The organism is Pseudomonadota bacterium (genome assembly GCA_039024915.1).
In the GTDB taxonomy this organism is placed as follows: Bacteria; Pseudomonadota; Alphaproteobacteria; order Rhizobiales; family MH13; genus MH13.
This window is the reverse complement of the sequence record JBCCPK010000002.1, coordinates 199,679-220,091: the sequence shown is the minus strand read 5'-3', so window position 1 is coordinate 220,091 and position 20,413 is coordinate 199,679. Positions and strand designations below refer to the sequence as shown.

The window sequence follows — 20,413 nt, the reverse complement described above, 5'->3', positions numbered from 1 at the left end:
GTCCTTGTGCATCTACCAGGCCGGTTGAAGCCGGCTTAGTTCGGGAATTTCGTTGGATTTGGTCGGCAAGAAGTAGAGCCCGGCGAATGCAGTAACTGCCTGAGCGCCCAAGGCGTAACTCTTCAGCTTTCCGCCAAGCCCGCCCTGACGTTTGGCGCGGTCAAGCGCGAGGTTAATGCGGTTGAGCTTGCGCAAACCCTCGAGAAACTTCGGATTATCGAGGTCCAGCAGAACCGGAAAACACTGTTTCGAGATTTCCGTCGTCGTCCGGAAAACCTGCATGTCGTAGTCTTCGACATCAACGCCCAATGCTTCGTGGAACGCGGGACGCGCTTGGTCGCGCACATGCATCGTGCAGAACACCGCCAATAGGAAGAAACGGATCCACAGCTTGTTACGACCCTTGAGAAGGTCAGGATCCGCTCGCATCAGAAGCGAGAATGCCTCGCCATGGCGGAACTCGTCATTGCACCACTCACGGAACCATTTGAAAATCGGATGAAAACGCCTGTCGGGGTTCTTCTCGAGATGCCGGAAGATCGTGATGTAGCGCGCGTAACCGATCTTTTCAGAAAGATAGGTGGCGTAGAAAATGAACTTCGGCTGGAAGTAATGGTACTTCTTGGCCTTCGTTAGGAAGCCGAGATTCACACCGATGTTGAACTCTTTGAGCGCATCGTTGATGAACCCCGCGTGACGACTTTCATCGCGCGCCATCAGCGAGAACAGTTCGCAAATCTCTTTGTTTTTGCCGCGTTTTTTCATCTCCTTATAGAGAACACAGCCTGAAAACTCCGATGTCAGTGACGACACGAGAAAATCAACAAACTCCTTGCGAAGTTCGGGTGAAAGCTCGTCGAGATCGATGGAATCCCAATCTTCGTTGCGCTTGAAATGCCCCCGGTTGGGGTCATCGCGCATCTCCTGGATCAGCGCGTCCCACTCCTCGCGCACCGGCGAGACATCCACCTGGTCGAGCTTGTCGAAATCCGTGGTGTAGAAGCGCGGATCGAGCAAGGTTTTGCTCTCTGCCGCCATGCGGGTGGTTTCATTGACCGGCAGCTTGGCTTTATCGGCGCTGCGCAGACGTTGAGCTGAGATTGGCGCTTGATGGTGAACGTTCATAGTGTTGCCTCCTCTGAGAAGGAGAACTCGCAGAGTTCCATGAACTCCATATCGCCCGTGAGCCGGATCCACGTGCGTTCGAGCCAACCGGCGCGACGTACGGTTGCCTGGCGTCGGAATACCTGGTGCTCGCCATAGGGAACCTCGACTGGGTTCCCGTGTACGATCACCTCGTCGCCCGGATGGATGGCAATGTCACCGTCCAGCTCGACATAGGCGTGCAAACTGTCGAACGTGTTTTGAACATCGACCGTACAGCCGACATCAAAGCTCTCACCGTTCAGTATACTTGGAAATCGCATGGCGATATCCTCCTTCCCCCGCTAACTGGGAAATTCCGCCAGGCCGAACGTATGTTCGGACTTGGGATTTTCCGGATGGATGGTACGCTTGCCAACCAGTGGGCCAAGCGCGATGAGGGTTGCGAAAAGCAACCAGATTTCAATGTGATAGACGGCACTGTATCCAAAGGATGGATCGCTGATTATGGGGCCGAACCAGCTGGCGCTGCCTGCAGATGCGAAGGCGTCCTTCAAGGCCCCACCAAGAGCCAGACCGAGCCCAGCTGCGCTGGCATTGACCGCCCCCCAAGCGCCCAGCGCCATACCGGTTGAACCCTCGCTTGCTCGTGCGATCACCGCTGTGAGAAGACACACCGCGAAAAGCCCGCTGCCGAAGCCTACGAGAAGTGTCGCGATCCGGAAGAGCGTCGCCGAGCCGAAATAGCCCGCAAACACGATCATCGAGAATCCGGCTATCCCGACGAGCAGCCCGATCGCGGCGTATCGATACGGATCGCATTGACGGCTGAGCCGCCGCGCGGCGAGCGCAAAGCCAAGCAGCGTGCCGCCGGCGAAGATCGCTGTCAGCAATGTGGTCGCGCTCACCGACAGGCCAAGCACTTCACCGCCATAGGGTTCAAGGAGAATATCCTGCATAGCGAACGCCAGCGTCCCCAGCCCCACGGCAACCAGAAGCCGCTTTGTCCCGTCATCGGACGAAAAGCTGGCCCAAGCCTCGCGAAAGCTCGGAAGGTGCCGGTCTGCCCGCGTCTTTTCCGGTTGGCGGGCCTCCTGCTTCCAAAGCGCCACTATGTTCAGCACCAGCGTCACAACGGCGGCACCCTGGATGACCTGAATAAGCTTGATGTCGGTGAAATCGTTCAGGAGCCACGAAAACGCGCCAGCGCTCAAGACCATTCCGACAAGCAGCATCACGTACAAGAGTGCGACCACTCGTGGTCTTGCATGGTCCGGTGCGAGGTCGGTGGCAAGGGCAAGACCCGCCGTCTGTGTGGTATGAAATCCAGCGCCGATCATCACGAATGCGATCGCGCTGATCGCGTGGCCTGTGTAGGCTGGTCCGCCGCCTTCGCTCATCAGCAAGATGGCGAACGGCATCACGGCCAAGCCCCCGAACTGGAAGATGGTGCCCATCCAGATGAACGGCACCCGCCGCCAACCGAGTACGGAGACGTAGGTGTCAGAGCGGTGTCCCACGAGTGCCCGGAAGGGGGCAAAAAGCAGTGGCAGCGCGATCATGCTTGCGACCAGCCAGGCGGGTGCCTGAAGCTCGAGGATCATCACTCGATTGAGTGTTCCTGTGACTAGGGTGATCGCGATGCCTACGGAAATCTGGAATAGCGCCAGCCTGAGGAGCCGCGAAAGCGGTAGGTCATCCGTTGCAGCGTCCGCAAACGGCAAGAAACGCGGCGCGACGCGCATCCACTGTCTTTGGAGGCCTTGCGGTTGATCCGTCACGCCGTACCTCCAAGACTGTCCGTCTGGACGATCTGCATCGCCTGCGAGGTGTAGAAGCCGGACCGGATGGTTTCAGTGTTGCTGATTGTGAAGGTTGCGAGGTCTGAAGACCGCCCGATCAGCCGGCGCATTGTTCGCTCGGCAACCGGCACGATAGCTGGCGCGCGATCGCCTCTTGGGAAGAGCTTGCCCACAGTGTGCATCGCCGTAAGGGCTGGATTGGATGGGGGGAAGGTGAACAGGACGGAGCGCTTTGCCCGTGTCGCAAGGCCAGCTAGCGCTGCGACCTTGTCGGTGCTTTCATAATGAATGACCGAATCCATTGCGATGACATGGTCAAACCGACCGAGCGCAGGGTCGAGCATGTCACCGGCATGCCACGTCACGGTTCCAGAAAGACCCTTTGGCATCCGATCGCGGGCCACCTCGATCAGATTCGGTGAAAGATCAACCGCCACAACGTCCGCACCCCGCGCGGCAGCTTCAACCGCCAAGGCGCCGGTTCCGCAGCCGGCATCCAGCAAGCGCAGGCCCGACAGATCAGGGGGCAACCATGAAAGCAGCGTAGCGCGCATCCGGTCGCGGCCGGCGCGGACGGTGGCGCGAATGCCCGAAACGGGCGCATCAGAGGTGAGCCGCTCCCAGGCTTTGGCCGCGGTACGGTCGAAATAGTGCTCGATCTCGGCACGCCTGGTCGCGTAACCGGAATGGGTATCTACCGTGCTGAACTGGGATGCGTCTGACATCAGTCGAACCCCAGAAAGTCAAAGATTTCGCGATCTTTCATGGGCGTCGGATCCAGCACTTCGGTTCCATCCAGCAGGCTTTGTGCAAGGCGCAGATATTCCTGCTGGACCGCCAGAACGCCAGGCGTTTCGTCCATTTCGAACAGCGTGCGCTTCTTCAGGCGCGAGCGGCGAATTTCATCGAGGTCGGGTAGGTGCGCGATGCGGTTGAGGCCGGTCGACGCGGCAAAGCGGTCGATCTCATCGGTGTCTTTCGAGCGGTTGGCGATCACGCCGCCCACGCGGACATCGTAGTTCTTCGACTTCGCCTTGATCGCCGCTACGATGCGGTTCATCGCGAAGATCGAGTCAAAATCATTCGCGGTTACGATCAGAGCGCGCTCGGCGTGCTGCAGTGGGGCTGCGAAGCCGCCGCAAACCACGTCCCCGAGGACATCGAAGATCACCACATCTGTATCTTCGAGTAGGTGATGCTCCTTTAGCAGTTTGACGGTCTGACCGACGACATATCCGCCGCACCCGGTTCCCGCTGGCGGCCCGCCGGCTTCGACGCACATCACGCCGTTGTAGCCCTCGAACACGAAGTCCTCGGTCTGCAGTTCCTCTGAGTGGAAGTCGACTTCTTCGAGCACATCAATGACCGTCGGGCACAGGCTCTTGGTCAAGGTGAACGTGCTATCGTGCTTGGGGTCGCAGCCGATCTGAAGCACGCGCTTGCCCAACTTGGAGAATGCGACGGACAGGTTGGAAGACGTCGTTGACTTGCCGATCCCGCCTTTGCCGTAAACCGCGAACACCTGTGCAGTGTCGATTTTAAGGTTGGGATCAAGCTTAACCTGAACCGAGCCTTCACCATCCTCGCCCTTTGGCGCAAACCCCTTGGGTGCGCGGTCGAGCAAGGTCGTGGTTCCAGGCGCGGGTGGTTTTTGAATAATGTTCATGAAGCTGCCTCTAAGCGCGTGGGTTCGCCATGCGCGGATGTGCCGGGTACGGACGTATCGGGCGCGTAGGGCCCAACGCCTTCAAGCCGATCTTCGAGTTCATCTCCGGCTTCCCGGAGCGCATCGAGCGTGTCGTCGTCGGGCTGCCAATAGTCGCGCTCATGCGCCTCTATGAGGCGCTCAGCGAGGCGGGCGGATGCGGCCGGGTTTAGTCGCGCAAGTCGATCACGCATCTCGGGATCAAGAACAAACGTTTCGGTAAGCTCGCGATAGACCCATGGCTGAACCTGCCCCGTGGTCGCCGACCAGCCCACCGTGTTGGTGACGTGTTCTTCGATCTGGCGCACGCCCTCATAGCCGTGCTTGAGCATACCCTCATACCATTTGGGGTTCAGCATGCGCGTGCGCGTCTCGAGCGCGACTTGTTCTGACAACGAGCGCACGCTGCCCTGGCCACGCGTTTGGTCGCCGATATAGACCGGTACCTCGCCTTCCTGACCGCTGTTGCGTCGTGCAAGTGTTGCGGCTTTTGAAATGCCACCGAGTGTGTCGAAATAGTGATCGATGGTCGTGACGCCCAACTCGACCGAATCGAGGTTTTGGTAGGCAATGTCGATCTTGCCGAGCATGGATTTCAGCAGCTCCGCCTGTTGTACCGGCTTGCCCGAAGCGCCGTAGGCGAAGCTCTTGCGGCTCTGGTAGGTTTCGGCGATCTGCTCGTCCTCGTCCCATGCACCTGACTCAACGAGATTGTTGACGTTCGAGCCGTAGGCACCATCTGCGTTTGAGAAGACCCGCAAAGCTGCGGTTTCAAGGTCGCAACCGTGTTCGGCCATGTAGGCCAGCGCATTGGCGCGGATGGGATTGGCATCGGCAGGCTCGTCCGCTTGGGCGGCCAGGAGCGCTGCTTCGGCCAGCATGCGGGTCTGAATCGGCAGCAGATCGCGGAAGATCCCTGACAACGTGAAGACGACGTCAATCCTTGGTCTGCCCAGCTTATCCAACGGGATCAGTTGCGCGCCGCACAGGCGACCGTAGCTGTCAAATCGGGGTTCAGCGCCCATCAAGGCCAGCCCTTGCGCGATGGCTCCGCCCTCCGTCTTGAGGTTATCGGTTCCCCAAAGAACCAGAGCAATCGATAAGGGCATCGATCCGGTTTCTTCGCGATGCCGCGCAAGCAACCGATCAGCCTGCAAGGCGCCGTCCTTGATGGCGAAAGGAGAGGGGATGCGGAAGGGATCAAAGCCGTGAATGTTGCGACCCGTCGGCAGAACTTCCGGTGTCCGCACAACATCACCGCCGGGCGTCGGCTGGATGAAGCTGGCGTCTAAGGCCCGGAACAAGGCTGGCAGCTCATGATCCTTTGCCAGCAATTTTGAGGTATCCGACAGCGCTTGAAGGGCTGAACCCTCCAAAGGCGCTATCGGGTCTTCGCCTAGCGCGACCGCCAGCGCATCGTCGAGGGAAAGCTCCAGCCCATGAGCACTTTGGGCAATGGCTTGGACCATTTCGGCGCGCTCTGCATCGCTCATGCCATCGCCGACGACGTGAAGCCCGTGCGGAATGAGCGTGTATTCCAGCTCGAGAACCGCTGAATTAAGCGCTGAGATGCGCACTTCAGCGTCAGCGGCCCATGCCGGTTCTGCATCGGCGAGTTCCAGCTGGGCCGCCTGTGCCTGAATAAGGCTTGCAAGCTCGGCCGCGGAGCCTTCGCGTTCGTCGATACCGGTGCGCCAGCGATCAATGGATGCCTTGAGCTCATTGAGCCCTTTGTAGAGACCTGCGTGCGCCAAGGGAGGCGTCAGGTAGCTGATGAGCGTTGCGCCAGACCGCCGCTTCGCGATCATGCCCTCGGAGGGGTTGTTCGCCGCGTACAGATAGAAGTTGGGGGTATCGCCGATCAGCCGGTCCGGCCAGCATTTGCCCGAAAGACCTGTCTGCTTGCCGGGCATGAATTCGAGCGCGCCATGGGTGCCGAAATGCAGCACCGCATCGATGCCGAAATCATCGCGCATCCAACGGTAGAACGCGCTGAACGCATGCGTCGGCGCGAACCCGCCTTCAAAAAGAAGGCGCATGGGATCGCCCTCGTAACCGAACGCTGGCTGAACGCCGACGAAGACGTTTCCGAACGTGGCGCCCAAAACGAAGATCGATTGGCCGTCGGTTTGATGCTTGCCCGGCGCTGGGCCCCACACGGCTTCAAGCTCCGACAGATAGGGCTCACCTCTTACGTGATCGTCGACCGAAACCTGTGTAGCAACATTCGCAATTGTGCCGTAGCGCGCCGCATTTCCGGTGATGATCGCGTCGCGCAGAGCATCTACGGATGACGGAACCTCGACGTCATACCCTTGCGCTTCGAGGCCCTTGAGCAGGTTGAACAGCGACTGGAAGACAGACAGATACGCTGCCGTCCCTGTGTTCCCGCCATTGGGCGGAAAGTTAAACAGTACAATTCCGATCTTGCGATCGCGGCGCTCCGAACGGCGGAGTTGGATAAGCCTGTCCACGCGCGCGGCGAGCGCGACCACGCGCTCGGGTTCAGCGTGCATCAGTTTTGCTTGCGTGGGGTCGCTATTGCCGTAGGCATCGGCGGTTTCACCTTCGCCGGCTGCCTGATCCGGGTCGATCCTCCCACCGAACACAGTGGGCCCGGTGGCCCCATCCAGCTCGGGTATCGCGACCATGATGGTCGCTTCGACCGGCATGAGCCCGCGCGACGACCCGCCCCAGCTTTGCAGGGTTTGAAACTCGATGGCGTGGGCCGCGATGTATGGAACATCGAGGTCGGCCAGCAGCTTTTGAGCGGCTTTGGCGTCATTGTAGGCCGGTCCGCCGACAAGCGAAAAACCGGTGAGTGAGACCAGCGCATCGATAATCGGGCGCCCGTCCTTGATGAAAAAGCGCTCCGCCGCAGGCCGGGCGTCGAGCCCGGCAGCGAAGACAGGGATGACCTTCAGGCCCCGCGCCTCAAGTGCCTTGATGACCGCATCATAATGGTTGGTATTGCCCGCCAGCAGGTAGGACCGCATCAGCATTAGCCCGACGGTGCCCTTTGATGGTCTAGGGGAGGGGAGCCCCGCGTCGGTCTCGGTGATGCGGGTCGGCAGGTCGGGATGGTAGATTCCGACTTCTGGATACTCAGTTGGTTTTTGCGCTTCGATTGCCTGCCTAAGGCTCTCCCGTGGACCGGTTGCGTATCGGCTGACCAGGAAGCGCACCATGTTGGCGACGTTCTCTTCGGAGCCCGCCAGCCAGTATTGCAAGGTGAGGAAATAGGCGCGCACATCCTGCGCCGTGCCTGGGATGAAACGTAAAATCTTCGGCAAGCGTTTGAGCATGGCGAGCTGCTTGGCGCCAGAGTTGGACGTTGCAGCGCTCGCTTTCTTGCCCGGTTGGTCCTTTGCCGCTCCACGGAGCCTCTTGAGAAGCTTCATGGCGGTTGATTGCTTGCCGTCCATCGTAAACTGACCAATCCGCGTCAGCTTCATGATCTCGCCCGACGACATCATGCAGACCATCGCGTCGCAGCGGTTGCGCCTGGCTTCGAGCGCCGGACGGATGGCCTCGATCTGATCTTCGAGGAACAGCATGGTAACGATGACGATATCCGCCGTCGCGATTGCGTTGCGGCAGGCGTCAAGTTGGTCCGGCCGCTCACCCCATTCGGCGCAAGCATGAAGCTCGATGGATAAGCCCGGAATCTCCTTGCGCAGAGCATGTTGCGCACGTTCAACCGCACCAGACAAATGATTGTCCAGCGTGACGATCACCACATTGACGGTCGTGTCTTCAGCGGCCGAAATGGGCTTTGGCATCGTAAAGCGTCTCCAGGGTGATTTCTTTGAGCCCGTGGTTCTGAGCAAAGGACTCTGTGTTCCGTCGGGCTTTTGAGCGGACGAAGAATGGGATCTTTTTCAACTCCATTTCGGCTTCGGTGGTCCAAGGAGCCTTGGTCTCGAGGGTCAGGGTGTTGTCAGCGGTCTGCTGACGCGTCGGCGGCAGCAGCTCAGTTTCGCTCGCAACAGGCACGCTGCTGGCGGCCCCAATGTCTTCATCGCTGCCCACTGCGATTTCAGGGCCGACCTGATTGAGCGGGTGGCGTTGTGGCTGATGTCCGTGATGCGACGGCCCGTTCGCGTCAGAGAACTCGAAATCATCGCGGAACATGCCCAGCAGATGTTCCTCAAGGCCCATCACAAGCGGGTGTACCCATGTATCGAACAGCACATTGGCCCCTTCAAAGCCCATCTGCGGGGCGTAGCGGGCCGGGAAGTCCTGAACATGGACTGGTGCCGATATGACCGCGCATCCAACGCCGAGACGCTTGGCGATGTGCCGCTCCATCTGCGTACCGAGCACCAGTTCAGGTGCTGCGTCGATGATGGCCTGCTCGACTTCGAGATAATCGTCGGTAATCAGAGGCTGAACGCCAATTTCTTTGGCGGCGGCGCGAACGTCGCGGGCGAACTCGCGGCTGTAAGTTCCTAGCCCGACGACTTCGAAGCCCATTTCCTCGCGTGCGACGCGGGCTGCTGCAAGGGCATGGGTGGCGTCGCCAAAGATAAAGACGCGTTTGCCGGTGAGATAGGTCGAATCGATTGAGCGGGAGTACCAGGGCAGATGGCTGTCGTCGGTGTCGAGTGTCGCATCCACATCGATCCCTGTGATGTCGGCAACCTCCCGAAGGAAATCCCTTGTTGCCCCAACGCCAATCGGAACCGTCTTGGTCATGGGCTGGCCGAAGGTGCGCTTCAACCAATCGGCGGCAGTTCGCCCGATTTCGGGATACAGAACGATGTTGAAGTCAGCATCGCCCAGCCGCGCAATGTCCGCCGGTGTGCTGCCCATCGGGGCGATGACGTTGACGTCGATGCCAAGACCGGCGAGCAGCCCAGTGATTTCCTTGATGTCATCGCGGTGACGGAAGCCAAGGGCCGTTGGACCAAGCAAATTCGCCGATGGCCGCGTGCCGTCCGGCCTGTTTGGGCGCGGCGTGCCGGGCTCGGGCGCATGCGCACCGGCTATGGCGCGAACGATCTGGTAGAAGGTTTCAGACGCGCCCCAGTTCTCCTTTTTTGAGTAGGACGGCAACTCCAGGGGAATGGTTGGAATGGGTAGGCCCATGGCCTTTGACAGCCCGCCGGGGTCGTCCTGGATGAGCTCGGCCGTGCACGATGCACCGACAATCATCGCCTGGGGCTTGAAGCGGTCATAAGCCTCTCGCGCCGCCGACTGGAACAGTTCGGCGGTGTCTTTTCCCAGATCGCGGGCTTGAAACGTCGTGTAGGTGACCGGGGGTCGCCCCTTCCGACGCTCGATCATCGTAAAAAGGAGGTCCGCATAGGTATCGCCTTGCGGGGCGTGCAGGACGTAGTGGAGCCCCTCCATGCCCGTCGCGATCCGCATCGCACCGACATGAGGTGGGCCTTCGTATGTCCAAACGGTAAGTTGCATCGCTTCGCCCCCTAGACCTGCAGCCGCGTGCGGCGGACAAGGGGACGGGCAAACAGTTCAGCGAGATCGCCGGCCTGCTCAAAGCCCTGGATCGGCGTGAACACCAGTTCGATCGACCATTTGGTCGTCAGGCCTTCGACCTCGAGCGGATTGGCAAGCCCAAGCCCGCAAACGGTAATATCGGGCCGCGCCTCGACGCAGCGATCAAGTTGCTTGTCGACATCCTGCCCTTCGCTGAGTGTTGTTGATGCTGGAAGACACGCAATCTCAGGCGCCATCAACCGCCGGTTGAGGAACGGGGTCCCGACTTCGATCGGGACCATGCCCAACTCCTCGTGCAGGAACCGCGCGAGCGGGATTTCCAGCTGCGAATCGGGAAACAGAAAGACGCTTTTGCCCTTCAGCGCATCGCGATAGTGCGCCAGCGCCTTTGCTGATCTTGCCTTGGGCGCGGAAATCACAGCGTCAAATGTTACCTCACTGACCCCAAAGCTCTCAGCCGCCGCGCGCAGCCAGGCGGTCGTTCCGTGCGAACCAAGCGGGAAGGAAGCGGGCAGGTGCACCGCGCCTCGCCGCGCCAGCGCACGAACCGTCTCCGTGAGAAAGGGTTGGGCCAGCAAAACCCGTGTGCCTTCGCCAATGGCGGGCATGGACGCCGCGTTGCGCGCAGGCAAAAAATCGACCTTGTCGATGCCCATTTGATTGAAAAGACGCCTGAATTGATCTTCCACCACATCGGCAAGTGCGCCCACAACCAGCAAGCGCTCGCTTGCGTCTTCGGCAATCGGTAACGTTGGCACGAGCGAGGCGAGGCATGCATCCTCACCTTCGGTGAAAGTCGTCTCAATGCCCGATCCCGAGTAGTTCAGGATCCTGACGTGCGGCGTGTACTGGGCCGAAAGGCGTTCTGCGGCGCGGGCAAGATCGAGCTTGATGACTTCCGAAGGGCACGAGCCGACCAGGAAGAGCATCTTGATGTCGGGGCGCCGCTCAAGAAGGCGGGCGACGACCTTGTCGAGTTCCTCATTGGCGTCAGCCAGGCCCGCAAGGTCTTTCTCTTCCATGATCGCCGTGCCAAAGCGCGGCTCGGCGAAAATCATGACGCCAGCTGCCGACTGCATCAGATGTGCGCAAGTGCGCGATCCTACGATCAGAAAGAATGCGTCCTGAATCTTCCGGTGCAGCCAGATGATGCCGGTTAGGCCGCAAAAGACTTCCCGTTGCCCGCGCTGCTTCAGGATCGGTCTTTCGCCTGCACCAACGGCGCAGCCGGCAACAGGCTCGATTCGCGCCATATCGTTCATGGCGCTGTCTCCAACGACAGGGTGGAGGCATGGGTTGTGGTCACAGGCCCGGCGGCATCGAGGCGCGCAAGGCGCAGTTTCCAGACGAACTGAGCTGCGTTGATGGCGTACGCAGCGTAGGCTGCGAGCGCGAGAACCATCTGGCTCTGGGCGCCGAGCGCTCCGGTGAACACCGCAATCAGATAGGCGGTGTGCAGGGCCAGCACCAGCATCGAGAAGACGTCTTCCCAGAAGAAGGCAGGCGCAAACAGGTAGCGGCCGAAAACCACTTTCTCCCAAATCGCGCCAGTGATCATGATCAGGTAGAGAACCAGCGTCTTGAGGATGACCGATCCGGTTGCGACGCCAAAGCCTTCGCCGGTCGCCAGGTAGCGCAGGACGAGCGCAAGCGAGATCAAGAACACCACAAACTGTAGGGGTGCCAAAATCCCCTGCACCAATGTCCAACCAGTGGCGTCGCGCTTCGCGCGCTGTTCGGGCGTGTAGAGCGGTGCCCGCGCCGCGCGTGATGCTGCTCGACCCGGCGTGTTTGAATGCGCAGATCGCGCGCCTGGTGCCGCGTCCACAGAATTGCTGTCGGAACACGCGAGGACCGCCGCGCGTCGCGAAGCGTGCTCCGTCGAGGCTGATGGGTCAGGTGGTATGCGATTGGGCATAAATGCCACCAACTCCTAGAATTCCCGCAAATTCCGTTGAGTGGATGGCCGCCAGAAGCAGCGCGATAATCACCGGAATTGGACGTTAGTTTGGAATTGGGCGGCGCTAATGTCAATTCGACTGAACGTCAAAAAAATTTGACACACGAGCCCCAGAAGACGCTCTTTACGGCCAGTTTCTACGCGCTTGCCCTGATCTGTGGCGCCAAAACCTGCAGATGAATCATGCTAATGGCGTAGGCGTTTTCCCGTGCGAACTGGTGAATCTGCTTAAGTTAAGTGATATTGTTTCTAATTTCGACTAGATAAAGCCTTTTTATGCGAAAGTGGAAAAATTAGCTGGACCTTAGGTCTAAACAGGTCTTTGATAGGGCGAAGGATACGCGAGCCGCGACTCGTTGCGTGCAGTTCATTGTTGCGTGTCTGTAAAAATGGACGCTGGGCTGAACTCGGCGCTGGTTTCACCGCATCGGCGTAGCGGGGCGTCGATAACTGGGGGCGTCTACCGCATCTGAAGACAGTTGCCTGTTGAGTAGGAAGCGCGCGCTCCAAAGAAGGCGTTACGCATGACGGATCGAAGCAGCCAGTCTGTCGATCAAATACAGTCAGAGCCTCGCTCGGCCATGAGCGAAGGCCTTCGTTCGGACGGCTTCAATCTTGTTTCCGCCGTTCAGGAACAGATCATTCCCCACCTGCTCACCGGGCTGAGAGAAGGCCGTGCCGAGACACTTGGACAGGCTGCCTATGAAGACGGCCAGCCGGAACTTTCTTATGCCAATGAGAAAAACGCGGCATCATCGTCTGAGCAGAACATCAGCGCCGACGCTTATTCCGACGCTGCGATTGATGAGTTCGCCTCGATCTTGCTGACCTATGACGCCTTCGCGGCGCTCAGGCACGCCGAAGGCTATGTAGCGCGCGGTGCACGCGTTATCGACGTTCTGCTTGATCTCTGCGCGCCTGCTGCCAGACGGGTCGGTGATCTGTGGCTTAACGATGCCTGCAGCTTTTGTGATGTGACAGTCGCCACATCATCGCTCGAAAAGGTTATTCTGCGCTTTGGCAGGCTTGAGGAGGAGGCACCGGTTTGGTCGGACCCCTCCCGCACAATTCTGCTGGGTCGAGCGCCAGGAGAACAGCACCTGTTTGGTTTGCTGATTGTAAGGGAGATGCTGCGTAAGGCCGGATGGTGCGTCAGGATGCCAGCCGGCAATTCGGCCCACGCTCTTGTTGATGCCGTCCGGCAAACGCGCTTCACTGCAATCGGACTATCGGTCGGAAACAGGGATCGGCTGACAAACCTGGCAGAATTAATAGGGGACTTGCGCAGCGAATCACTTAATCAGAACTTGCTAATAATGGTAGGCGGGCAAGCCGTCGAACATGAATCTCCCGAAGTGCGGGCTTTGGGCGCCGATTTGATTGCCAAAGATGGCCGTGATGGCCTTCAACAGTTGGATCGCATGGTTTCCGGACATGGTCCGGCGCACCATGTGAACTAGACAGGACAAGCAACAAAGCGACCCCGTGGGACTTACGCCACAGCCGCAAATCGTGGGAGACCCCCTTGTTAAACCCCCTGATGGCGCGAAGCTTCAGGAACCCCGGCCAGAATTTAGGAGCAATGGATGCCGATGCGGCGGCGATCCTGCTTACGGCTGCGGCGGATCTGACGCTGGTGCTCGATAACACAGGTGCCATACTTGATATCGCTTTTTCGGGAGCCGAAATCGCAGGCGAAGGCCTCGACCAATGGGTCGGGCAACCGCTGATCGACAGTGTTGCCGAAGACAGCAGAAGCAAAGTGTCTGCGACGCTCGGAGAGGTCATCTCTGGCGGGACGTCGCGCAAGCGAGAGTTGAATTTCGTCGGCGACAGTGACGAGATGCTCCCGATGAGCTGCGTTGCGGTCAAGTTGGCTGAGGACGACCGCATCATCTTGTTCGGTCGCGATATGCGCGGACTTGCGCGTCTCCAACAGCGCCTGGTGAACACTCAGATCTCCATGGAGCGCGAATACACCCGGTTGCGGCAGGCGGAGGCCAGCTACCGGTTGCTTTTCCAGATGGTCGGTGAAGCGGTCCTGATTGTCGACGCGTCTTCAATGATCATCAGTGATGCAAATCCCATGGCGGCCGAAGTGCTCGATGTGCCCGTGGGCAAAATGGTGGGCCGGCGTGCCACGCACGTGTTTTCAAGCAACCATCGGGAAGCCGTTCGCGCCATGCTTGGTTCTGCCCAATCGGTTGGCAAGGCTGAACTCAGCGATCTGACGCTGGCTGGCGAGACGCGCTACACGGCGCGCGCAACGCTTTTTAGACAAGCTGACGTGTCGTATCTGATCGTCCGCTTACTCAGCGCAGAAAGGGCCTCCGCTGACGCATCCGGCGGCGCCGAAAACGATGCGTTGGCCGTTATCGAACGGCTGCCTGATGGCTTCGTCATGATCGACGAGCAACGCCGGGTTAAGCGCGCAAATACCGCCTTTATCGAGATGGTTCAGGCCGCAAATATGGATCGCGTTATCGATGGTCCGCTCGACAATTGGTTCGAACGTTCAACTGTTGATGCGAACGTGCTTTTGGCGAACGTCCGCGAGCATGGGCTTGTAAGACGGTTCCCGACGGTCCTGCGTGGCGAGTTAGGCGCGACTGAAGACGTTGAGATTACGGCTGTTTGTGTTCCATCCGATGGGCAGAGCCTGTACGGGTTGGTTCTGCGCCGTGTCAGCCGTATGCCGGCCGCCGATGAGCCGGTTTCCGGGTTCCCAGCGAAATCAGCGGAACAATTGACCGATCTCATTGGGCATATGCCGCTCAAAGAAGTTGTGCGCGAGACAACGGATGTGGTCGAGCGTTTGTGCATCGAAGCGGCGCTGAAACTGACCGGTGACAACCGGGCCTCGGCAGCGCAGATGCTCGGCGTGTCGCGCCAAAGCCTCTACGCGAAAATGCGCCGTTTCGGGCTCGGCGATCTGACGGGACCAAGCGGTGGCTCGTAAGGTCCATACCGGTCTCATCCGGTGACGAGTTGTAGGCGAGACTAGTCAGAAAAAAGTGTCAAATAAAATTGACACTCGAAAATCCCAAAGCTAATCTTTGGGAATGAAACGCTCAGCCGCAGCGGCCCTCCCATCGCCTGCCGATTCAAGCATTCCGCAGTTGTCGGCGGTGGTCGAACTGCTCAAACCAGTCACATGGTTTGCCGCCATGTGGGCCTTCCTGTGCGGCGTTATCTCGTCGGGTGCGTCGCTAACGGGCAATGTGTTCTTTATCGCGTTGGGTATGGTTCTCGCCGGGCCGCTTGTGTGTGGGATGAGCCAGGCAATCAATGATTGGTACGATCGCGATGTTGACGCCATTAACGAGCCTGATCGACCTATCCCATCCGGGCGGGTGCCGGGGCGTTGGGGGCTATGGATTGCGCTGATTTGGACCGCGCTCTCGTTGGTCGTCGCTGCGGTTCTGGGGGCTTGGGTGCTGGTCGCGGCCATTGTGGGGTTGATCCTCGCCTGGGCGTATTCCGCGCCGCCTTTGAGGCTCAAGCGAAATGGCTGGTTTGGCAACGCCGCCGTCGGTTTCAGCTATGAAGGGCTCGCTTGGTTCACGGGTGCGGCTGCGGTGCTGTCTACCTTTCCCGATGGCAGCATTATCGCGCTTGCGGTGCTTTACTCCATCGGGGCGCACGGCATCATGACGCTAAACGATTTCAAGGCGATCGAAGGCGATCGGCAAATGGGTGTGCGCACCTTGCCGGTGCAGCTTGGAGCGGCGGGGGCCGCCCGTGTTGCGTGCCTTGTGATGGCGGTCCCGCAGCTCATTGTGGTGGCGCTGCTCATGGCCTGGGGAAAGCCGGTCTTTGCGGCTGCGGTGGTCGTGCTGATCATAGCGCAACTTGCCTTGATGGTGCGGTTTCTCCTGAACACGGACCGTTTGATGGCCGCGCCCTACCGAAACGCAGCGCTCTACAACGCGACCGGCGTCACGCTGTACGTTTCGGGGATGATGGTCAGCGCGTTCGCGGTTCGCTCAATCATGATTGCTGGGGGTTGAATCATGGCCATGGTCGCAGATGCATCTGTGCCAAAGCACGGCAGCGGGACGGCCCGTCCGGCAGGACGGATGCCTTATCTCGGCTGGCTGGGGATTTTTCGGCTCGGTCTTGTCCAAACCGCACTTGGTGCAATTGTTGTCCTGACAACCTCCACGCTCAACCGCGTTATGGTCGTCGAACTGATGCTGCCAGCCATGCTGCCTGGCATCCTCGTAGGCCTGCATTACGCGGTGCAGATGTCACGGCCCCGCTGGGGCTACGGCTCCGATATGGGAGGGCGGCGCACGCCTTGGATCGTCGGCGGGATGGGCGTGCTGGCGCTTGGCGGGTTTGCCGCTGCGCTGTCTGTTGCGCTCATGGCGCAAAGCACGGTCATCGGGATAATCGCAGCCACGCTGTCTTTTGTTGCGATCGGCGTTGGGGTTGGGGCTTCGGGGACGTCTTTGCTGACGCTCCTGGCCGTCCAAGTTGACCCGGAGCGCCGTGCGCCGGCCGCTACCATCGTCTGGGTGATGATGATCGTCGGGTTCATTCTCACCGCCGGTATCGCCGGCGGCCAACTCGACCCCTTCAGCATGACCCGACTGATCACGGTCACAGCAGTGGTTTGCGCGTTTGCATTCGCTTTGACGGTCGTCGCGTTATGGAAAGTTGAAAGACCGCGCGACTTGACCGCCGAAGCCGCGAGCGAAGAACAAGCAGCCAAGCCGCCTTTCAGGCAGGTGATGGCCGAGGTCTGGGCCGATCCGAAGGCCCGCTCGTTTGCAATTTTCGTGTTCGCGTCGATGCTGGCTTACTCGACCCAAGATTTGATTTTGGAGCCGTTCGCTGGCGCCGTCTTTGGTTACACACCTGGCGCGTCAACGCAGCTTGCCGGTGTTCAGCATGGTGGCGTCCTGGTTGGCATGATTGTGGTTGCGCTGGCAGGCATGGGTTTTCGCGGCATTCGCTTTGGCTCCCTCAAAGCCTGGACAGTCGGCGGATGTGCGGCCTCCGCGCTTGCCCTGCTGGGGCTCGCGGTCTCCGCGAATTTTCCCGGGTCCTGGCCATTGAAGGCGAACGTCTTTGCGCTTGGACTTGCCAACGGCGCGTTTGCCGTCGCCGCGATTGGTTCCATGATGAGCATTGCGTCCGATGGGGGTAAAAACCGCGAGGGTGTCCGTATGGGCCTGTTCGGTGCAGCCCAGGCAATCGCTTTTGGCCTTGGTGGGCTCGTTGGAACCATAGGGATTGATGTGACGCGCGCGCTTACCGGCTCCATCCCTGTCGCCTACGGAACAGTTTTTACCCTTGAGGCCTTTGTTTTCTTCGTTTCTGCGGCGCTCGCTGCCCGCATTGGGATGGATCATCTTGCGGAGCGCCGCGACCGGCTGTCCGTTGCGGGCGACGGTTACCTGTCGGGCGTGGGAGGGCCCTGAACATGAGCTTGGATTTGCGCGAAAATATCGACTTTGAATCCGCGGAGGATCTTGCGGTAAGCGCTAGCGCTGCATCGATGCCCGTTGATGAGGACCAGCCCGGGGTCGACGTCCCGGGGACGGAATGGAAAACCCATCCCCTTCCTGACCAAGACCAGCGATTTGATGTGGTTGTAGTTGGTGGGGGGCCATGCGGTGCGACGGCTGCCAATGGTCTGGCGCAAGCCGGCCACTCGGTCCTTCTGCTCGACAAAGACGGGCGCATCAAACCATGTGGCGGTGCTATTCCGCCCCGTTGCGTCGAAGATTTCGACATCCCCGACGATCAGCTCGTGGCGCGGATTAAGTCCGCTCTGATGGTCGCGCCGTCGGGGCGTCAGGTGCCGATGCCCATCGATGGCGGCTATGTCGGCATGGTTGATCGCGAGCATTTTGACGAGTGGTTGCGCACCCGCGCCCAATCATCGGGTGCCACACGCGCCTATGGCGGGTTCGAACGCTTCGAAGACTGTGACGACGGCACTGTACGGGTTTTCTTCAAAGCCAAGAGAGATGGCAGCGGGGCACCCTTACGGTCCGTCATTGCACGGGCTGTCATAGGCGCCGACGGAGCACGCTCTGCCGTTGCAAAGCAGGCTGTGGACGGCGCAGAGCGCGTACCATGCGTGTTCGCCTACCATGAAATCGTGAAATCGCCCGAGCCCGAATCGGATGCCGCTATTGACGCGGATTTCGCGCCCACCCGGTGCGATGTCTATTATCAAGGGCGGGTCTCGCCCGATTTCTACGGTTGGGTTTTTCCGCACGGCCCGCATACATCGATCGGCGTGGGTAGCGCCAACAAGGGCTTTTCGCTTCGCGGTGCAACCAAGACGCTGCGCGAGGTCGCCGGCCTCGATGGCTGTGAAACCGTCCGTAAGGAAGGCGCGCCCATACCGCTCAAACCCCTCAAGAAATGGGACAATGGCCGGAATGTTGTCGTTGCAGGCGATGCGGCGGGAATTGTGGCGCCAGCCTCGGGTGAGGGCATCTACTATGCAATGGAAGGTGGACGCCGGGCCGCGGACGCGGTGGCGATGTTCCTTGCGACCGGCGACGCGCGGGCCCTTGCTACCGCGCGCAAGAAATTCATGAAGGATCACGGCCGGGTCTTTATGATCTTAGGCATCATGCAGCACTTTTGGTATTCATCCGATAAGCGGCGCGAGCGTTTCGTCTCGATCTGTGAGGACCCTGACGTTCAGCGGCTGACCTGGCAGGCCTACATGAACAAGAAACTCGTGCGGGCCGATCCAATGGCCCACCTTCGCATCTTCTTCAAAGACCTTGCGCATCTTATGGGGCTGGTCTCTGCCGCTCCGCGCGACGGTTCGGCGGTGCAAACGGACGTGGCGCCTAAGCCCCAAGGCTAGGCGCACGTTCAGACGCCGCAGATTGCCGGTCGCATTATTTGGTCCCCGTGTTTGAAGCAGCTTTGCCGCGTGCGAGCTTCCGGCGGGCGTTGATGATTTCGAGCGACCAACTGTTTGTTGGTGGGCTTTATCGTTCGAGGTCAAAATGGCTTTTCGGGCTTGGATGGAAACTGCAGCGGCAGGTCGTCAAAAAGCGACGATCCACCGGCCTGGCCATCGGCGTTCTCGTATTTGCGCATCCAGGAAAGAGCACCTGCAAACGCACCGGCTCGTTCCCAGTTGAAGTAGCCCAGCTCCCCTTTTGCGGGGATGGGCTCACACGGCCGTGGCTCCTCCAAGACGAGGCCACGATTGTCGGGCCTTGATCGTCCGAACCACGGACTTGCGCTCTCGCTGACAATATCGACAACCTTGACCTGGCCAATAATCGCGCCACGCACGAGGTCTCGAGGTAACGGGCATTGAACGCCGTGCTCGGACAGTTTGTCGTAACCCCAGCGGAATTCCTTCTCCGTCAGCCCGGTTGCAGCATGGATTGCTATGGGTCTGCAGTCCATCTTCCCCGAGATAATTGACCCGATGGACCGGTTTTCGATCGCTTTGCCGCCATGAATGATGGCCCACGCCCATGGCTGTCGAACTGAAAGCGCGAGGGGCGGCAGGTTAGTGCTCAACATGCTGTCAGCTGGGTCAGCATTGTGATGGAAACACGTTCGGCGTGTGGCCTTTCAAGTGGTAAGCAATGAGCCCCGCCCATTCGCGGAATGCCAACTTGAGGTCCCCAAGGTTATTGGCATAGTTCCAGCGAAGCCGGTGCGCCAAGCTGCGACCGGGTGTGGTGCGAAAATCTGTGGGGTCGGCGACGAGATGCCGGAAGCCCGCTTGGCACAAGACGCCGATCGTCCGCGGCATATGAAATGCACTTGTGATGATCAGCAGTGGCTGTTCCGCGCTCGGTTCGACGCCCAACTGGTCGAGCATCTGGACGATGTCTTCCGTGTGCTCCGCTGTCCGGCGCGCTTTCCCGAGATGTTGCACCCGATCCTCCGGCAGCCCAAGCTGACGGAACAGGCTTGCCGCCTGGTCCGCGCCGTTCACCAGAGAGGGGTCGTTGAGTGGATTGAACGCGCGCCCCGTGAACAGAAGCGGCGTATCGGGATACTCCAGCGCGCGTTCGACCCCACGGGTGAGGCGGTCGCCAGCGTCATTGATGTTGACCTGGCCCCAGGCGCTGCTGATAGCGGCTTCTTCGCCACCACCGAGCACGATGATCGCCGATGGCGCGCCCGCGAGGGACGGGTTTACAGGAAATCGATTTTCTAGAGGCGCAAGCCACAGTGAGCCGACCGGATAGAAACCGACGAGCGTAACCGCGATAACAATTGACCAGGTGACCCACCGCGCGAGCTTGATCCACCCGCGGTGGAGAGCAAGCAGTACCGTCAGTAAGCCCAGCCAGAGCCAGAAATCCGGCCTCACAAACAGGGCGAGCAGCTTGCTGGGCAGGAGGTCGAGATCGGTCATATCCAGCTCCCGAT

At 59.8% G+C, this 20,413-nt stretch carries 16 protein-coding genes; 5 read left to right on the top strand and 11 right to left on the bottom strand.

Going from position 1 to position 20,413, the window contains the following annotated elements; translation table 11 throughout:
• Window positions 1–12 precede the first annotated feature (12 nt).
• The 9 genes from acsF to bchF are packed head-to-tail and all read right to left on the bottom strand — an operon-like array spanning window position 13 to window position 11,992.
• Window positions 13–1,125 carry a magnesium-protoporphyrin IX monomethyl ester (oxidative) cyclase gene (gene acsF / locus AAF739_04345; protein ID MEM6381882.1) on the bottom strand — a complete coding sequence of 371 codons (1,113 nt, stop codon included), beginning with the start codon at window positions 1,123–1,125 and terminating at the stop codon, window positions 13–15.
• Window positions 1,122–1,427, bottom strand: a complete 306-nt coding sequence (locus AAF739_04340; GenBank protein ID MEM6381881.1) for a hypothetical protein — start codon at window positions 1,425–1,427, stop codon at window positions 1,122–1,124. Before AAF739_04340 ends, acsF begins: the two co-directional genes overlap by 4 nt.
• 21 nt (window positions 1,428–1,448) lie before the next feature.
• A complete protein-coding gene (locus AAF739_04335; GenBank protein MEM6381880.1) occupies window positions 1,449–2,849 on the bottom strand; it encodes a BCD family MFS transporter in 1,401 nt (466 codons plus the stop codon).
• Window positions 2,850–2,881: 32 nt separating this feature from the next.
• Complete coding sequence (bchM, locus tag AAF739_04330; protein MEM6381879.1) at window positions 2,882–3,631, bottom strand: magnesium protoporphyrin IX methyltransferase; 750 nt, start codon at window positions 3,629–3,631, stop codon at window positions 2,882–2,884.
• Window positions 3,631–4,572: a ferredoxin:protochlorophyllide reductase (ATP-dependent) iron-sulfur ATP-binding protein gene (gene bchL / locus AAF739_04325; protein ID MEM6381878.1), complete on the bottom strand. Its 942-nt coding sequence runs from the start codon at window positions 4,570–4,572 to the stop codon at window positions 3,631–3,633. The genes bchM and bchL overlap by 1 nt, the downstream gene beginning before the upstream one ends.
• Window positions 4,569–8,393, bottom strand: coding sequence for a magnesium chelatase subunit H (locus tag AAF739_04320; protein ID MEM6381877.1), 3,825 nt, complete (start codon window positions 8,391–8,393; stop codon window positions 4,569–4,571). The genes bchL and AAF739_04320 overlap by 4 nt, the downstream gene beginning before the upstream one ends.
• A complete protein-coding gene (gene bchB / locus AAF739_04315) occupies window positions 8,368–10,032 on the bottom strand; it encodes a ferredoxin:protochlorophyllide reductase (ATP-dependent) subunit B (GenBank protein ID MEM6381876.1) in 1,665 nt (554 codons plus the stop codon). The genes AAF739_04320 and bchB overlap by 26 nt, the downstream gene beginning before the upstream one ends.
• 11 nt (window positions 10,033–10,043) lie before the next feature.
• Window positions 10,044–11,327: a ferredoxin:protochlorophyllide reductase (ATP-dependent) subunit N gene (locus AAF739_04310; GenBank protein ID MEM6381875.1), complete on the bottom strand. Its 1,284-nt coding sequence runs from the start codon at window positions 11,325–11,327 to the stop codon at window positions 10,044–10,046.
• A 5-nt stretch (window positions 11,328–11,332) separates the two neighbouring features.
• A complete protein-coding gene (gene bchF / locus AAF739_04305) occupies window positions 11,333–11,992 on the bottom strand; it encodes a 2-vinyl bacteriochlorophyllide hydratase (protein MEM6381874.1) in 660 nt (219 codons plus the stop codon).
• 566 nt (window positions 11,993–12,558) lie between these two features.
• Between bchF and AAF739_04300 the strand changes: the two genes are divergently transcribed.
• The 5 genes from AAF739_04300 to AAF739_04280 all read left to right on the top strand — a co-directional run bounded on the left by AAF739_04300 (window position 12,559) and on the right by AAF739_04280 (window position 18,875).
• Window positions 12,559–13,494, top strand: a complete 936-nt coding sequence (locus AAF739_04300; protein MEM6381873.1) for a cobalamin B12-binding domain-containing protein — start codon at window positions 12,559–12,561, stop codon at window positions 13,492–13,494.
• A gap of 65 nt (window positions 13,495–13,559) precedes the next feature.
• A complete protein-coding gene (gene ppsR / locus AAF739_04295) occupies window positions 13,560–14,993 on the top strand; it encodes a transcriptional regulator PpsR (protein MEM6381872.1) in 1,434 nt (477 codons plus the stop codon).
• Window positions 14,994–15,096: 103 nt separating this feature from the next.
• Window positions 15,097–16,044, top strand: a complete 948-nt coding sequence (gene chlG / locus AAF739_04290; protein MEM6381871.1) for a chlorophyll synthase ChlG — start codon at window positions 15,097–15,099, stop codon at window positions 16,042–16,044.
• Between the two features lie 69 nt (window positions 16,045–16,113).
• Window positions 16,114–17,463, top strand: a complete 1,350-nt coding sequence (locus AAF739_04285) for a BCD family MFS transporter (protein MEM6381870.1) — start codon at window positions 16,114–16,116, stop codon at window positions 17,461–17,463.
• A 2-nt stretch (window positions 17,464–17,465) separates the two neighbouring features.
• Window positions 17,466–18,875, top strand: coding sequence for a geranylgeranyl diphosphate reductase (locus tag AAF739_04280; GenBank protein ID MEM6381869.1), 1,410 nt, complete (start codon window positions 17,466–17,468; stop codon window positions 18,873–18,875).
• Window positions 18,876–19,015: 140 nt separating this feature from the next.
• On the opposite strand, the gene AAF739_04275 is transcribed toward AAF739_04280, so the two are convergent.
• A complete protein-coding gene (locus AAF739_04275; protein ID MEM6381868.1) occupies window positions 19,016–19,552 on the bottom strand; it encodes a hypothetical protein in 537 nt (178 codons plus the stop codon).
• A 13-nt stretch (window positions 19,553–19,565) separates the two neighbouring features.
• Window positions 19,566–20,399, bottom strand: coding sequence for a YdcF family protein (locus tag AAF739_04270; GenBank protein ID MEM6381867.1), 834 nt, complete (start codon window positions 20,397–20,399; stop codon window positions 19,566–19,568).
• Window positions 20,400–20,413: the final 14 nt, after the last annotated feature.

What these genes read in the sequence shown, in the direction of transcription:
- AAF739_04335 (MEM6381880.1), bottom strand. Translation starts at nt 2,849, where the DNA reads ATGCGCGTCGCGCCGCGTTTCTTGCCGTTTGCGGACGCTGCAACGGAT.
- AAF739_04285 (MEM6381870.1), top strand. Translation starts at nt 16,114, where the DNA reads ATGCCTTATCTCGGCTGGCTGGGGATTTTTCGGCTCGGTCTTGTCCAA.
- AAF739_04280 (MEM6381869.1), top strand. Translation starts at nt 17,466, where the DNA reads ATGAGCTTGGATTTGCGCGAAAATATCGACTTTGAATCCGCGGAGGAT.
- bchB (MEM6381876.1), bottom strand. Translation starts at nt 10,032, where the DNA reads ATGCAACTTACCGTTTGGACATACGAAGGCCCACCTCATGTCGGTGCG.
- bchL (MEM6381878.1), bottom strand. Translation starts at nt 4,572, where the DNA reads ATGAACATTATTCAAAAACCACCCGCGCCTGGAACCACGACCTTGCTC.
- chlG (MEM6381871.1), top strand. Translation starts at nt 15,097, where the DNA reads ATGAAACGCTCAGCCGCAGCGGCCCTCCCATCGCCTGCCGATTCAAGC.
- AAF739_04310 (MEM6381875.1), bottom strand. Translation starts at nt 11,327, where the DNA reads ATGGCGCGAATCGAGCCTGTTGCCGGCTGCGCCGTTGGTGCAGGCGAA.
- AAF739_04320 (MEM6381877.1), bottom strand. Translation starts at nt 8,393, where the DNA reads ATGCCAAAGCCCATTTCGGCCGCTGAAGACACGACCGTCAATGTGGTG.
- AAF739_04270 (MEM6381867.1), bottom strand. Translation starts at nt 20,399, where the DNA reads ATGACCGATCTCGACCTCCTGCCCAGCAAGCTGCTCGCCCTGTTTGTG.
- bchF (MEM6381874.1), bottom strand. Translation starts at nt 11,992, where the DNA reads ATGCCCAATCGCATACCACCTGACCCATCAGCCTCGACGGAGCACGCT.
- AAF739_04340 (MEM6381881.1), bottom strand. Translation starts at nt 1,427, where the DNA reads ATGCGATTTCCAAGTATACTGAACGGTGAGAGCTTTGATGTCGGCTGT.
- AAF739_04275 (MEM6381868.1), bottom strand. Translation starts at nt 19,552, where the DNA reads ATGTTGAGCACTAACCTGCCGCCCCTCGCGCTTTCAGTTCGACAGCCA.
- AAF739_04300 (MEM6381873.1), top strand. Translation starts at nt 12,559, where the DNA reads ATGACGGATCGAAGCAGCCAGTCTGTCGATCAAATACAGTCAGAGCCT.
- bchM (MEM6381879.1), bottom strand. Translation starts at nt 3,631, where the DNA reads ATGTCAGACGCATCCCAGTTCAGCACGGTAGATACCCATTCCGGTTAC.
- acsF (MEM6381882.1), bottom strand. Translation starts at nt 1,125, where the DNA reads ATGAACGTTCACCATCAAGCGCCAATCTCAGCTCAACGTCTGCGCAGC.